The organism is Ramlibacter rhizophilus (assembly GCF_004681965.1).
GTDB classification, from domain to species: Bacteria; Pseudomonadota; Gammaproteobacteria; order Burkholderiales; family Burkholderiaceae_C; genus Ramlibacter; species Ramlibacter rhizophilus.
Genome location: NZ_SMLL01000008.1, coordinates 147185 through 160546, shown reverse-complemented (window position 1 = coordinate 160546; position 13362 = coordinate 147185). Strand labels below are relative to the sequence as shown.

Here is a 13362-nt window from a genome sequence, read left to right as displayed (position 1 = left end):
GGGCCGAGGCGCTCAGGCGCGAAGCGGACCGAAGCCCATGCGGGCGCGGTACCACTCGTGGAAGTGCTGCATGCCGTCTTCCATGGGGCTCTGGTAGGGGCCGACCTCGTTGTCCCCGCGCAGCATCAGTGCCTTGCGGCCCGCGTCCATGCGCAGGGCGATCTCATCGTCTTCCACGCAGGTTTCCATGTAGGCGGCCTGCTGGCACTCGACGAACTCGCGCTCGAAGGCGGCGATCTCCTCGGGGTAGTAGAACTCGACCATGTTCAGGGTCTTCTGCGGACCCAAAGGGTGCAGCGTGGAGACCGTGAGCACGTGCGGGTACCACTCGATCATGATGTGCGGGTAGTAGGTCAGCCAGATGGCGCCATGGCGCGGCGGCTCGCCGCCGCGATAGTCCAGCAGGGCCTTGTGCCAGCGCTCGTACACGGGGCTGCCGGGGCGGCCCAGGCGGTTGGCCACGCCCACGGTCTGCACCGAGAAGTGGTCCTTGAACTCCCAGCGCAGGTCCTCGCAGGTGACGAACTGGCCCAGGCCCGGGTGGAAGGGCCCGACGTGGTAGTCCTCCAGGTAGACCTCGATGAAGGTCTTCCAGTTGTAGTTGCACTCGTGCAGCTCGACCCGGTCGAGCACCATGCCCTCGAAGTCGAGCTCCGAGCGCGGGCCCAGGCCGGCGAGGTCGGCGGCGATGTCGCGGCCGTTGTCCTCGAAGAGCAGCCCGTTCCATTCGCGCAGTTTGTAGTTCTGCAGGTCCAGGCAGGGGTCATGCGAGAAATGCGGCGCGCCCAGCAGCGTTCCGGCGGGGGTGCCCCCGCCGGCGCTGTAGGTCCAGCGGTGCAGGGGGCACACGATGTTGCCGCCCGAGGCCGGGTCTGCGCGCGTTGAGCCACGCCCGCGCAGGATCACGGCCTGGCGGTGGCGGCACACATTGCTGATGAGGTTCACGCCCTGGGGCGTGCGCACGAGCGCACGGCCCTCGTGCTCCTGGGGCAGCGCGTGGTAGTCGCCGATCTCGGGGACGGACAGCTGGTGGCCGACGTAGCGCGGCCCGCGCCGGAAGATGGTGTCCATCTCGCGTGCGAAGAGCGCCTCGTCGTAGTAGCTGCTGACTGGAAGTTGGCTTGTGGCCTGCTGGAGTTGAAGACTTAAATCAGACATTTCTTCTGACCTAGAGACTCCCCCTATGAAGGGGCAGGGTAAGCGCTGATCCGACAGCCAGGGCCGGCACTGGGCGCGAAAGGGGACGGCAATTGTACCCCGGGGTCCTGCAGCGGCTCGGCACAGGAGCCTGGGTGTCTAGAATGAGCCCCTTTGCCCGGCGCCCGACGATGTCCCCACCGGCACCCGCCACCCCGCCTTCCGATTACGAATCCGCCCTGGCGGAACTCGAGCAGTTGATCTCGCGCATCGAGTCCGGCCAGCTGCCGCTCGAGCAGCTGCTGGCCGGCTATGAGCGCGGGGCCGAGCTGCTGGCCTACTGCCGCGGCAAGCTCGAGGCAGTGGAGCACCAGATCAAGGTGCTGGACGAAGGGCGCCTGCGCCCCTGGACGCAGGAATGAACGCGATCACCAACGCCCCGCCCCGCAACGATTTCAAGAGCTGGTGCGCAGGCCATGCCGCTGCCGTCGAGCAGGCCTTGTCGCGCTGGGTGGTGGCCGATGCGCCCGCCGGGCTCGGCGAGGCCATGCGCTATGCCGTTCTGGACGGCGGCAAGCGCCTGCGGCCGCTGCTGGTGATGGGCGCCTGCGAGGCCGTGCACGGCGACGCGGGCGCGGCCCTGCGCGCGGCCTGCGCCGTCGAGCTGATCCACGCCTACTCGCTGGTGCATGACGACATGCCCTGCATGGACGACGACGTGCTCCGCCGCGGCAAGCCCACGGTGCACGTGCAGTTCGGCGAAGCCCGGGCGCTGCTGGCCGGCGATGCGCTGCAGGCACTGGCCTTCGAGCTGCTCACGCCGCCCGAGGGCGTGGCGCCTGCCATCCAGGCGCGGCTGTGCCGCCTGCTCGCGCGCGCCGCGGGCTACGCGGGCATGGCCGGCGGGCAGGCCATCGACCTGGCCAGCGTCGGCCAGTCGCTGGACGAGGCGAGCCTGCGCCGCATGCACCAGCTCAAGACCGGCGCGCTGCTGCAGGCCAGCGTGATGATGGGCGCAGCCTGCGGCGATGCGGATGCCGATGCATCGGCCGCGCTCGAGCGCTACGGCGCCGCGCTGGGCCTGGCCTTCCAGGTGGTGGACGACATCCTGGACGTCACCGCCGACTCCGCCACGCTGGGCAAGACGGCCGGCAAGGACGCCGCCCACGACAAGCCCACCTATGTCTCGCTGATGGGACTGTCCGGCGCGCAGGCGCATGCACGCGAACTGCTCGCGCAGGCGCTGGGCGCGCTGGGCGACAGTCGCCTGGACGACACCCGCGCCCTGGCCGCGCTTGCCACGATGGTGGTGAACCGCGACAACTGAAAAATCGATGTCCACCCTGCTCGACACCATCGCCTCTCCCCTGGACCTTCGGCGGCTGCCGCGCCAGCAATTGCCCCAGCTGGCCGACGAGCTGCGCGCCTTCGTGCTCGACAGTGTTTCGCGCACCGGCGGCCACCTCAGCTCCAACCTGGGCACGGTGGAACTGACCATCGCGCTGCATTACGTCTTCAACACGCCGCACGATCGGCTGGTCTGGGACGTGGGCCACCAGACCTATCCGCACAAGATCCTCACCGGCCGGCGCGAGCGCATGGGCACGCTGCGCCAGCTCGATGGCCTGTCGGGCTTTCCCATGCGCAGCGAAAGCGAATACGACGCCTTCGGCACCGCGCACTCGTCCACCAGCATCGCCGCTGCCCTGGGCATGGCGCTGGCGGCCAAGCACAAGGGCGAGGACCGCAAGGCCATCGCGATCATCGGCGACGGCGCCATGAGCGCGGGCATGGCCTTCGAGGGCCTGAACAACGCGGGCGTCTCCGACGCGGACGTGCTGGTGATCCTGAACGACAACGACATGTCGATCAGCCCGCCCGTGGGCGCCCTGAACCGCTACCTCGCCCAGCTCATGAGCGGCCGCTTCTATGCCGCGGCCAAGAGCGTGGGCAAGAACGTGCTGAAGGTCGCGCCGCCCCTGTTCGAGCTGGCCAAGCGGCTGGAAGAGCATGCCAAGGGCATGGTGGTGCCGGGCACGCTGTTCGAGGAGTTCGGCTTCAACTACATCGGCCCGATCGACGGCCACGACCTCGAATCGCTGGTCCCCACGCTGGAAAACATCCGCCAGCTCAAGGGGCCGCAGTTCCTGCACGTGGTCACCCGCAAGGGCCAGGGCTACAAGCTGGCCGAGGCCGACCCGGTGGCCTACCACGGGCCGGGCAAGTTCGACCCGAACGTGGGCCTGGTCGCGCCCGCGACGCCGCCCAAGGCCACCTTCACCCAGGTCTTCGGCCAGTGGCTGTGCGACATGGCCGCGCACGATGCGCGCCTGGTGGGCATCACGCCGGCCATGCGCGAGGGCTCGGGCCTGGTGGAATTCGAGCGGCGCTTTCCCGACCGCTACTTCGACGTCGGCATCGCCGAGCAGCATGCCGTCACCTTCGCCGCGGGCCTGGCCTGCGAGGGGCTCAAGCCGGTGGTGGCGATCTATTCCACCTTCCTGCAGCGCGCCTACGATCAGATGATCCACGACGTGGCGCTGCAGAACCTGCCGGTGGTCTTCGCGCTCGACCGCGCGGGCATCGTGGGCGCGGACGGCGCCACGCACGCCGGGGTGTTCGACATCCCGTTCATCCGCTGCATCCCCAACATGAGCCTGGCCTGCCCCTCGGACGAAGCCGAGTGCCGGGCGTTGCTCACCGCGGCCTTCGAGCAGGACCATCCGGTGGCCGTGCGCTACCCGCGCGGCGCCGGCGTGGGCGCGCCCGTTCCCGCGCACCTGGAGCCGCTGCCCTTCGGCCGCGGCGAGCTGCGCCGCTCGGGGCGTGGCATCGCCATCCTGGCCTTCGGCACGCTGCTGCATCCGGCCCTGCAGGCCGCCGAGCGGCTCGATGCCACGGTGGTCAACATGCGCTGGGCCAAGCCCCTGGACCGCGAACTGCTGCTGCAGGTGGCCGAGGCGCACGAGGCGCTGGTCACTGTGGAGGAGGGCGCCATCATGGGCGGCGCCGGCAGTGCCGTGGTCGAGACGCTGGGCGAGGCCGGCCTGCTGCGGCCCGTGCTGCAGCTGGGCCTGCACGACCAGTTCACCGTGCATGGGGACCCGGCACGGCTGCTGGCATCGCTGGGGCTGGATGCGGCCGGCATCGAGCGCTCGGTCCGCGAGCGCTTCCCGGGGCACAGCCTTCCGGCCTCGCAGGCCGGCGGCCTCAAGGTCGTCGGCTGAAGCATCTGCCAGGGTTTTCCGCCAACGGGAAAACCCGCTGAGCCGGGGTCTCTCGCGTTCCTAGAATCGCGCGGTCGCGCCGTAGCGATTTTTTCTTCAAGAGGAGCGTTTGAATGGATCGCAGATCACTCATCAAGAATGCCGGCATCGCGGGAGTGCTCGCCGCCGGTGCCGCACCGGCCGTGCATGCCCAGACCACGATCCGCTGGCGCCTTGCCTCGAGCTTCCCCAAGTCCCTGGACACCATCTACGGCGCGGCCGAGACCTTCTCCAAGGCGGTGCGCACCATGTCGGGCGGCAAGTTCGAGGTGTCGGTGCATGCGGCCGGCGAACTGATGCCCGCCTTCGGCGTGGTCGACGGCGTGCAGAACGGCACCGTGGAAGCGGCCCACACCGCTCCGTATTACTTCTTCGGCAAGGACGAGTGCTTCGCCCTGGGCTGCGCCATTCCCTTCGGCCTGAACAGCCGCCAGATGACGGCCTGGATTTACGAGGGCAACGGCGGCAAGCTCATGCGTGAGTTCTACGCCAAGTACAACATCATCAACTTCGCCGGCGGCAACACGGGCGCGCAGATGGGGGGCTGGTTCCGCAAGGAGATCAAGTCCATGGCCGACGTGAAGGGCCTGAAGTTCCGCATCGGCGGCTTCGGCGGCAAGGTCATCGAGCGCATTGGCGGCGTGCCGCAGAACATCCCCGGTGGCGAGATCTACCAGGCGCTGGAAAAAGGCACCATCGACGCAGCCGAGTGGGTCGGTCCGTACGACGACCAGAAGCTGGGCTTCAACAAGGTCGCTCCCTTCTACTACTACCCCGGCTGGTGGGAAGGCGGTCCGCAGCTGGACTTCTTCATCGGCCAGAAGGCCTTCGACGCGCTCTCGGCCGAGAACAAGGCCATCGTCGAAGCCGCCGCCGCGCAGGCCCACGTCACCATGCAGGCCCGCTACGACGCGCTCAACCCCGGCGCGCTCAAGCAGCTGGTGGGTGCCGGCACCAAGCTGCGTCCCTTCCCCAACGACATGATGAGCGCCGCCTTCAAGGAGGCCATGGGCCTGTACGAAGAGCTGGGCAGCAAGAACGAAAGCTGGAAGAAGATCTACGCCGACTACGCCCGCTTCCGCGCCGACCAGAACCTCTGGTTCCGCTTCACCGAGGCGACCTTCGACCGCTTCATGCAGTCGCAAAAGCTCTGATCCTTCGCGGCGTGGCGGTGCGCCGGTGCGCGCCGCTGCGCCGGCGCGAGCGCACTGGACAAGGCCCCTCGCGGGCCTTGTTTCTTTGGCGCCGTGCTTCTCGCGCCCGCCCGGGTTGCGAGGCTGCTGCCGCGCCTCCATGCCCCTGCGCCGATCGTGCCCTTGCGCTCGGGTATCCTCCCCGCCTCGCGCCCCCACGGCGCGTGAATGCAAGAAGGACCTGAAACCATGGATCGTCGATCCCTCATCAAGAACGCCGGCATCGCCGGTGTGTTGGCTGCCGGCGTCGCGCCGGCCGTGCATGCCCAGGCAACGGTGCGCTGGCGCCTCGCCTCGAGCTTCCCCAAGTCGCTGGACACGCTGTTCGGTGGCGCCGAGACCTTTTCTAAGGCCGTTCGCTCCATGTCGGGCGGCAAGTTCGAGGTATCGGTGCACGCTGCGGGCGAACTGATGCCCGCCTTCGGCGTGGTCGACGGCGTGCAGAACGGCACCGTCGAAATCGTGCAGACGGCGCCCTACTACTTCTTCGGCAAGGATGAAGCCTTCACCCTGGGCTGCGCCATTCCCTTCGGCCTCAACAGCCGCCAGATGGCCGCCTGGATGAACGAAGGCAACGGCATGAAGCTCATGCGCGAGTTCTATGCCAAATACAACATGATCAACTTCCCCTGTGGCAACACCGGCGCGCAGATGGGCGGCTGGTTCCGCAAGGAGATCAAGAGCAGCCAGGACCTCAAGGGCCTGAAGTTCCGCATCGCGGGCTTCGCCGGCAAGATCATGGAGCGCATGGGCGTGGTGCCGCAGAACCTGCCGGGCGGGGAGATCTACACCGCGCTGGAAAAAGGCACCATCGATGCCGCCGAGTGGGTCGGCCCCTACGACGACCAGAAGCTCGGTTTCGTGAAGGTGGCGCCGTTCTACTACTACCCCGGCTTCTGGGAAGGCTCGGCCGAGCTGGACTTCTTCATCAACCAGAAGGCCTGGGATGCACTGACGCCCGAGTACAAGGCCATCGTGGAAGCGGCTTCCGCGCAGGCCTACGTGGAGACGCAGGCCCGCTACGACGCGCGCAACCCCGTGGCCCTGAAGCAGCTCGTCGCCTCCGGCGCCAAGCTGCGACCCTTCCCGCAGGACATGCTGGCCGAGGCCTTCAAGCACGCCAACGCCATCTACGAGGAAACCTCGGCCAAGAACGAGTCGTTCCGCAAGATCTACGCCGACCTGGTGAAGTTCCGCGCCGACCAGAACCTCTGGTTCCGCTTCACCGAAGCGACCTTCGACCGCTTCATGCAGGCGCAGAAGCTGGGCTGATGTGCTGAACGGATCCGCCAGCCGGATTCGTTGAAGCCGCGTTCACGACAGCGCGCCCGGGTTCGGCCCGGGCGCGCTGTCTTCATTCGAGCCCTGCGGCGGCGCGGATCATGCGTCGGCGCAGGCGCGCCGAACAGATGCCCCGGTGCAGCGTGATGGCCGCGGCCACCACCAGCAGCAGCAGCACGGTGCCGATCCTCGACTGCGCGGACCCGTGCGCCGGCTGCCAGAGCGGGTCGCGCGCCTGCAGCCAGCCGGTTGCGGCCCCGGCGAGGGTGGCGGCCACCACGAACCAGATCACGAGCCGGGCGATCACCGTTCGCGCGGCGGCGCTGGCGCGGGTATGGGCGAAGCGAGGGGTCATGGGCGTGTCTTCGGCAGCGTGCGAGGAGGGCCGCCAGTGTGCTGCGGCTCGCGCCGGCGCGCTGAAGTCCGCCTGTCAGGACTGCCGGTGCGCAGCGTGCCGCGGCGCGCCGCTGCGCTCTTAGCGGCGGTCCAGGTCCGGCGGCTCCGGCGCCTGCGAACGCACGCGCAGGTGCAGCGCGGCCTGCGCGAGCAGGTTGGCCGAGACCGGCGCGGTCACGAAGACGAACAGCGTGATCAGCAGTTCGCGCAGCGCGAACTCCCCGAGGCCGCCGTGCCAGGCCATGCTGGCCAGCAGCAGGCCGCCCACGCCCAGCGTGCTGGCCTTGGTGGGGGCGTGCAGGCGCATGTAGAAGTCGGGGAAGCGAAGGAAGCCGATCGCGCCGATGAGGCTGAAGGCGCCGCCCACGACGAGCAGCAGCGCGACGACGGCCTGCAGGGCGGGGTGGAAGCTGCTGGTGTCCATCAGGTCTGTCCTTTCACTCGACGACGTCGCCGCGGGCCAGGAAGCGCGCCAGCGCCACCGTGCCGATGAATCCCAGCATGGCGATCACCAGTGCCGCCTCGAAGAGCAGGTCGCTGCCCAGCCGCATGCCCAGCAGGATCACCAGGCCCACGGTGTTGATGTAGAGCGTGTCCAGCGCCAGCACGCGGTCGGTGGGTTCGGGCCCGCGGAGCAGGCGCCATCCGGTCAGGCCGAGCGCGAGGCCGACCGCTGCGAGCGCGAAGTTCAATGCGATGTCGATCATCCGAGGATCTCCCTGAGCGGCAGCTCGTAGCGCTGCACGATCTCGTCGACGATGGCCTGCGGGTCCGGCGCGTCCAGCGCATGCACCAGGATCTCGCGCCGCTCTTCGTCCACCACGCAGGACACCGTGCCGGGCGTGTTGGTGATGATGGTGGCCAGCAGCATCACGGCCCGCGCGTCCTCCAGCACGTAAGGCACCCGGATCCAGGCCGGCTGCGGGGTGGAGCGGGGGTCGAGCACGATGCGCGCGACCACGAGGTTGGCCTTCACGATGTCCCACAGCACCCGGCCCGCCAGGCGCAGCGCCGTGCCGCCGGCGCGCGGGCGCGCGCCCTCGCCGATGAAGCCGTCCACGGCCCAGGGCAGCACCAGGCCCATGATGGCCGCCCAGAGCAGGTGCACCGGGGCGAGCGATCCCTGCAGCAGCAGCCAGACCACCGCGATCAGCACCGAAAGGGCCGGATGCGCGAACCAGCGGTGCGTGCCCCAGCGCTGGCGGCTGGATTCGGGATGGGGCGAGTTCATGGGGCGACCTTCAGGCGATAGGGACGGACCGCATCGGCGCCGCGCTCGGGACCCAGCACGGCCCGGGCCAGGCCCTCGCGGTCTTCCAGTTGCAGGGCGGCCGCATCGGTGTAGCGCTTGAGCGGCTCGGCCGCGACGCTCAGGCCGATCATCGCGCCCACCAGCAGCAGCGTGGCGGCGATCAGGCGCGGGCTGGCGCGGCGCGCCGAGGGCAGTTCCGGCAGCGTGTGCCAGAACAGGATGCTGCCGGCGCGGGACAGCCCCAGCAGCGAGAGGAAGCCCACCAGCAGCACGCCGGCCCAGACCCAGGGTGCGGCAGGGCCCTCGACCGCCTGCAGGATCATGAGCTTGCCGAGGAAGCCCGGCAGGGGCGGCAGGCCGATGATGGACGCCGCCGCCAGCACCATCAGCGTGCCGAGCAGGGCGCGCTGCGCCATCGGCGCGGCCGAGGCCAGCCGGTCACCGCGGTCGCCACGCTCGCGTGCGATCAGGTCGGCGAGCAGGAACAGCAGCGCGACGACCAGGGTGCTGTGCAGGGTGTAGTAGATGGCCGCGGACCAGCCCGTCGTGCTGAACAGCGCCACGGCCAGCAGGATGGTGCCGACCGAGGCGATGTTGAGCCAGCCGACCAGGCGCGACAGCGTGCCTGCCGCCATGGCGCCCAGCGCCGCGAGCAGGCTGCCGCCGAGCGCCAGCGGCAGCAGCCAGGGCGCGGCCAGCAGCGCCGACTCGCCGGCCGTGTCGCCGAAGACCACGCCGTGCACGCGCAGCATGGCGTACACGCCCACCTTGGTCATGAGCGCGAAGAGGGCGGCCACCGGCGGGCTCGCGGCGGCGTAGGTGGCGGGCAGCCACAGGTGCAGCGGCAGCAGCGCGGCCTTGAAGCCGAACACCACCAGCAGCAGCAGCCCGCCCACCTGGAGCAGCAGCGCCTCGGTGCCCGTCACGGCGCCGACGCGCAGCGCCAGGTCGGCCAGGTTGAGCGTTCCCGTGACGGCATACAGGAGCGCGACGCCGATCAGGAACAGGCCCGAGGCCGCGAGGTTCAGCGCCACGTAGGGCACGCCCACGCGCAGGCGCTCGAGGCCCTGGCCGTGGACCAGCAGCACATAGGAGGCGATCAGCAGCACCTCGAAGAACACGAAGAGGTTGAACAGGTCGCCCGTGACGAAGGCCCCGGCCAGGCCCATGAGCTGGAACTGCAGCAGGGCGTGGAAGTGGCGCCCGCGCGTGTCCCAGCCCGCGCAGGCGTAGGCCGCCACCGGCAGCGCGACGGCCTGCGTCAGCAGCACCATCAGCGCCGACAGGCGGTCCACCACGAGTGCGATGCCGAAGGGCGCCGGCCACTCACCCAGGCGATAGACGCGCCAGTCCCCGGCATGCGCGTCCACCGCCAGGGTCACGGCCAGTCCGAGCGACAGGCCGATGGAGGTGAGCGAGACCACCCGCGCGCGCAGCACGCGGCGCCAGGCCTGGCGCTCGTCGCGCGCATCGAAGCCGTCGCCCAGCACCAGCAGCAGCACGGCCGTGAGCAGCGGCAGCAGCACCGGCAGCACGGGCAGGTGCGATTCGAATAGGCCGGTCATGCGCGCGGGCCTCTGGGCGGCTCCACGCCGTCCACCTGGTCGGTGCCCGACTCGTGGCGGCTGCGAAGCGCCATCTCGATCAGCAGGCCCGTGGTCGCGAAGCCGATGACGATGGCCGTGAGCACCAGGGCCTGCGGCAGCGGATCGGCCACCGCGGTCCCGTCGGCGAGGATGGGCGGCCGGCCGACCCACAGCCGGCCGGTGGCGAAGATGAACACGTTCACGGCATAGCTCAGGAGCGTGAGGCCCAGCACCACCGGGAAGCTGCGGCCGCGCAGCATGAGGTAGATGCCACAGGCGGTCACCCAGCCCAGGCCCGTGGCCACCAGGAATTCAAGGCTCAGGGTCATCGGGTCTCCTTGCTGGCCGCGCCCAGCGTGGCGAACAGCAGCAGCGTGGCGCCCACCACGGTGATGTACACGCCCAGGTCGAACAAAGCCGCCGTCGCCAGCCCCACGCCGCCCAGCACCGGCAGGTAGGGGTGGGCATGCGCGCTGGTGAGGAAGGGGTGGCCCAGGACCATGGCGCCGATGCCGGTGAGCGCGGCGATCAGGAGGCCGAGCGCGATCCAGACCGTGAAGCGCCGCGAGGCGCGGCCGCCCAGCTGCGCCTCCGCCTCGTATTGGCCCAGGGCCATGTACTGCAGCACGATGGCGGCTGCGGTGACCAGGCCGGCGATGAAGCCGCCGCCGGGCAGGTTGTGCCCGCGCCAGAACAGGTAGGCCGACACCGCCAGGGCGGCCGGCAGGATGAAGCGCGCAGCCACCCGCAGCATCAGCGAGGGCCGCGCGAAGGACCAGGCATGCTGCGCGTCCGCGGGCGGGCGGCGCACCTTCAGTCCTTGCAGGATGGCCAGCACGCCGACGGCGGCGATGCCCAGCACCGTGATCTCGCCGAAGGTGTCGTAGCCCCGGAAGTCCACCAGGATCACGTTCACGGCATTGGCCCCGCCGCCCTTGGGCACGGACTGCTCCAGGAAGTACCAGGCGAGCGAATCGTGGTCGCGCGTGAGCACCAGCCAGGCGAGCCAGGACACGCCCGCGCCGGCGGCCAGGGCCAGCAGCGCGTCGCGGCCCCGCCGCAGCGAGCTCGACTCGCGCGGCGTGGTCCGCGGCAGCAGGGCCAGGCCCATCAGCAGCAGCGCGGTGGAGACGACCTCCACCGAGAGCTGCGTGAGTGCGAGGTCCGGCGCGGAGAAGGCCTCGAAGGTGATGGCCGTGACCAGGCCGATCACGCCGGCCAGCACCACGGCGCGCAGGCGCTGGTGGTGGCCCAGCACCAGCGCCGCCCCCGTGGCCAGCAGCAGCAGCCACAGCACGATGGCCAGCGCGTTGGCCGGCAGCAGTTCGCGGGCGCCGGCCGTCGCAGGCGCGGCGGCGTTCAGCAGCGGCCAGGCGCCCACCACGATCGCCGCCGTGACCATCACGGCCAGGTAGCGCTGCAGCGAGCCGTTCTCCTGCCACAGCGTGATGCGCCGGGCCAGGTCGAAGATGCCCTCCAGTGCATGCGTGAACAGCAGGCGCCCCGTCATGCGGGCCGGGTGGTGCAGGTGCAGGCGGTAGTGGCGCTGCAGCCCCAGGTACATGAGCGCGCCGCCCACCAGTGCCGCCACGCTCATGAGCAGTGGCACGTTGAAGCCGTGCCAGAGCGCGAGCTTGTACTCGGGCGGCGGGCCGTTCAGCACCGCGGTGGTGGCCAGGCGCACGATGGGCCCGAAGGTCGCCGCCGGCAGCACGCCCACCACCAGGCACACCACCACGAGCAGCGCCACCGGCAGCTTCATGAACAGGGGCGGCTCGTGCGGGTGCTGCGGCAGGTCGCGCGGCGGGCCGTTGAAGAAGGTGTCGTGGATGAAGCGCAGCGAGTAGGCGACCGAGCAGATGCCGAAGAACACCGCCGTGAGCGGCACCACCCATCCCCAGCCCGCGCCGGCGCGCAGGGCCTCGTCGAAGAACATTTCCTTGGACAGGAAGCCGTTGGCCAGGGGGACGCCGGCCATCGCCGCGGCCGCAACCATGGCGAGCGTGGCGGTCCAGGGCAGGTACTGCAGCAGGCCGCCCAGGCGGCGCAGGTCGCGCGTGCCGGTCTCGTGGTCGATGATGCCGGCCGTCATGAACAGCGAGGCCTTGAAGGTAGCGTGGTTCAGGATGTGGAAGATCGCCGCGACCTTGGCCAGGGGCGAGTCCAGCCCGAGCAGGAACACGATCAGGCCCAGGTGGCTGATGGTGGAATAGGCCAGCAGGCCCTTGAGGTCGTGCTTGAAGACGGCGACGTAGGCGGCGAAGGCCAGTGTCACCAGGCCGGCCCCGGCAACCCAGAACTGGAAGGCCTCGGTGCCGCCGATCACCGGGTGCAGCCGGGCCAGCAGGAAGATGCCGGCCTTGACCATGGTGGCCGAGTGCAGGTAGGCCGACACCGGCGTGGGCGCGGCCATGGCCTCGGGCAGCCAGAAGTGGAAGGGCACCTGGGCGCTCTTGGTGAAGCAGCCCACCAGGATCAGCGCGAGGATGAGCGGATAGAGCGCGTGGTCGCGGATGAGGTCACCGCGATCGAGCAGCACCGACAGCTCGTAGCTGCCGCCGACCTGCCCGAGCAGGATCACGCCGGCCAGCAGGGCGAGGCCGCCGCCACCGGTGACCGTGAGCGCCATGCGGGCGCCGGCGCGCGCATCGGCGCGGTGGCCCCAGTAGCCCACCAGCAGGAAGGAGGTGACGCTGGTCAGCTCCCAGAACACGATCATCAGCAGCAGGTTGTCCGACAGCACGATCCCCAGCATCGCCGCCATGAACAGCATCAGCATGCAGAAGAACTTGCCTGGCGGATCGTCCGGTCCGAGGTAGTAGGCGGCGTACAGCACGATCAGCCCGCCCACCGCGGTGATCAGCAGCGCGAACATGAGCGCCAGGCCGTCCAGGCGCAGGCCGATGTCCAGGCCGACCGAGGGCAGCCAGGGCTGATGGAACAGGAGCGTCTGGCCCTCGAACACTGCGGGTGCGAGCGTGAGCGCCAGGCCCAGGGCGGCGAGCGTCGTGAGGCCGGCGACCACGGCCGACGCGTGCCGGTGCCGCGCCGAGGAACCGCGCCCGGCCGCATAGGCCAGCAGGGAACCGGGCAGCAGGGGCAGCAGGACGATGAAGGGAAGCAGCGCGCTCACCGCACGCACTCCGCGGCGAGGGGCTGCGCCGCCGGCGTCAGGGCGCGGGGCGAGGATGGCAGCACGAAGCGGGCGGGGAGGGGCATAGGCGTGCGAGTCTAAGCAAAGGTCCGGGCGG

13 protein-coding genes are annotated in these 13362 nt (G+C 70.0%); 5 read left to right on the top strand and 8 right to left on the bottom strand.

Features of this window, described 5'->3' with window-relative positions:
• Positions 1-12 precede the first annotated feature (12 nt).
• Positions 13-1158, bottom strand: a complete 1146-nt coding sequence (locus tag EZ242_RS19450) for an aromatic ring-hydroxylating oxygenase subunit alpha (RefSeq protein WP_135286862.1) — start codon at positions 1156-1158, stop codon at positions 13-15.
• A 170-nt stretch (positions 1159-1328) separates the two neighbouring features.
• Between EZ242_RS19450 and EZ242_RS19445 the strand changes: the two genes are divergently transcribed.
• The 5 genes from EZ242_RS19445 (at position 1329) to EZ242_RS19425 (ending at position 6868) form a co-directional block, all read left to right on the top strand.
• Positions 1329-1559 (top strand): exodeoxyribonuclease VII small subunit, encoded by a 231-nt coding sequence (locus tag EZ242_RS19445; RefSeq protein WP_135287007.1) that lies wholly within the window; start codon positions 1329-1331, stop codon positions 1557-1559.
• Positions 1556-2464, top strand: coding sequence for a polyprenyl synthetase family protein (locus EZ242_RS19440; RefSeq protein ID WP_135286861.1), 909 nt, complete (start codon positions 1556-1558; stop codon positions 2462-2464). The genes EZ242_RS19445 and EZ242_RS19440 overlap by 4 nt, the downstream gene beginning before the upstream one ends.
• 7 nt (positions 2465-2471) lie before the next feature.
• Complete coding sequence (gene dxs, locus EZ242_RS19435) at positions 2472-4364, top strand: 1-deoxy-D-xylulose-5-phosphate synthase (RefSeq protein WP_135286860.1); 1893 nt, start codon at positions 2472-2474, stop codon at positions 4362-4364.
• A 113-nt stretch (positions 4365-4477) separates the two neighbouring features.
• Positions 4478-5557 (top strand): TRAP transporter substrate-binding protein, encoded by a 1080-nt coding sequence (locus EZ242_RS19430; protein WP_135286859.1) that lies wholly within the window; start codon positions 4478-4480, stop codon positions 5555-5557.
• Positions 5558-5785: 228 nt separating this feature from the next.
• Positions 5786-6868, top strand: a complete 1083-nt coding sequence (locus EZ242_RS19425) for a TRAP transporter substrate-binding protein (RefSeq protein ID WP_135286858.1) — start codon at positions 5786-5788, stop codon at positions 6866-6868.
• A gap of 82 nt (positions 6869-6950) precedes the next feature.
• Here EZ242_RS19425 and EZ242_RS19420 read toward each other — a convergent pair whose 3' ends face one another.
• From EZ242_RS19420 to EZ242_RS19390, 7 genes are all read right to left on the bottom strand, one after another.
• Positions 6951-7232 (bottom strand): hypothetical protein, encoded by a 282-nt coding sequence (locus EZ242_RS19420; RefSeq protein WP_135286857.1) that lies wholly within the window; start codon positions 7230-7232, stop codon positions 6951-6953.
• A gap of 120 nt (positions 7233-7352) precedes the next feature.
• A complete protein-coding gene (locus EZ242_RS19415; RefSeq protein ID WP_135286856.1) occupies positions 7353-7697 on the bottom strand; it encodes a Na+/H+ antiporter subunit G in 345 nt (114 codons plus the stop codon).
• A 13-nt stretch (positions 7698-7710) separates the two neighbouring features.
• Positions 7711-7980 carry a K+/H+ antiporter subunit F gene (locus EZ242_RS19410; RefSeq protein ID WP_135286855.1) on the bottom strand — a complete coding sequence of 90 codons (270 nt, stop codon included), beginning with the start codon at positions 7978-7980 and terminating at the stop codon, positions 7711-7713.
• The gene (locus EZ242_RS19405; protein WP_135286854.1) at positions 7977-8504 is read right to left on the bottom strand and encodes a Na+/H+ antiporter subunit E; all 528 of its coding nucleotides are present in this window, start codon (positions 8502-8504) and stop codon (positions 7977-7979) included. The genes EZ242_RS19410 and EZ242_RS19405 overlap by 4 nt, the downstream gene beginning before the upstream one ends.
• Positions 8501-10090, bottom strand: coding sequence for a monovalent cation/H+ antiporter subunit D (locus tag EZ242_RS19400; RefSeq protein ID WP_135286853.1), 1590 nt, complete (start codon positions 10088-10090; stop codon positions 8501-8503). Before EZ242_RS19400 ends, EZ242_RS19405 begins: the two co-directional genes overlap by 4 nt.
• Positions 10087-10440 carry a Na+/H+ antiporter subunit C gene (locus EZ242_RS19395; RefSeq protein WP_135286852.1) on the bottom strand — a complete coding sequence of 118 codons (354 nt, stop codon included), beginning with the start codon at positions 10438-10440 and terminating at the stop codon, positions 10087-10089. Before EZ242_RS19395 ends, EZ242_RS19400 begins: the two co-directional genes overlap by 4 nt.
• Positions 10437-13244, bottom strand: coding sequence for a monovalent cation/H+ antiporter subunit A (locus EZ242_RS19390; protein WP_240787169.1), 2808 nt, complete (start codon positions 13242-13244; stop codon positions 10437-10439). Before EZ242_RS19390 ends, EZ242_RS19395 begins: the two co-directional genes overlap by 4 nt.
• Between the last annotated feature and the right edge of the window lie 118 nt (positions 13245-13362).

Coding starts and splice junctions, on each gene's coding strand:
- EZ242_RS19430 (WP_135286859.1), top strand. CDS start 4,478: ATGGATCGCAGATCACTCATCAAGAATGCCGGCATCGCGGGAGTGCTC.
- EZ242_RS19450 (WP_135286862.1), bottom strand. CDS start 1,158: ATGTCTGATTTAAGTCTTCAACTCCAGCAGGCCACAAGCCAACTTCCA.
- EZ242_RS19440 (WP_135286861.1), top strand. CDS start 1,556: ATGAACGCGATCACCAACGCCCCGCCCCGCAACGATTTCAAGAGCTGG.
- dxs (WP_135286860.1), top strand. CDS start 2,472: ATGTCCACCCTGCTCGACACCATCGCCTCTCCCCTGGACCTTCGGCGG.
- EZ242_RS19420 (WP_135286857.1), bottom strand. CDS start 7,232: ATGACCCCTCGCTTCGCCCATACCCGCGCCAGCGCCGCCGCGCGAACG.
- EZ242_RS19410 (WP_135286855.1), bottom strand. CDS start 7,980: ATGATCGACATCGCATTGAACTTCGCGCTCGCAGCGGTCGGCCTCGCG.
- EZ242_RS19415 (WP_135286856.1), bottom strand. CDS start 7,697: ATGGACACCAGCAGCTTCCACCCCGCCCTGCAGGCCGTCGTCGCGCTG.
- EZ242_RS19395 (WP_135286852.1), bottom strand. CDS start 10,440: ATGACCCTGAGCCTTGAATTCCTGGTGGCCACGGGCCTGGGCTGGGTG.
- EZ242_RS19405 (WP_135286854.1), bottom strand. CDS start 8,504: ATGAACTCGCCCCATCCCGAATCCAGCCGCCAGCGCTGGGGCACGCAC.
- EZ242_RS19445 (WP_135287007.1), top strand. CDS start 1,329: ATGTCCCCACCGGCACCCGCCACCCCGCCTTCCGATTACGAATCCGCC.
- EZ242_RS19400 (WP_135286853.1), bottom strand. CDS start 10,090: ATGACCGGCCTATTCGAATCGCACCTGCCCGTGCTGCCGGTGCTGCTG.
- EZ242_RS19425 (WP_135286858.1), top strand. CDS start 5,786: ATGGATCGTCGATCCCTCATCAAGAACGCCGGCATCGCCGGTGTGTTG.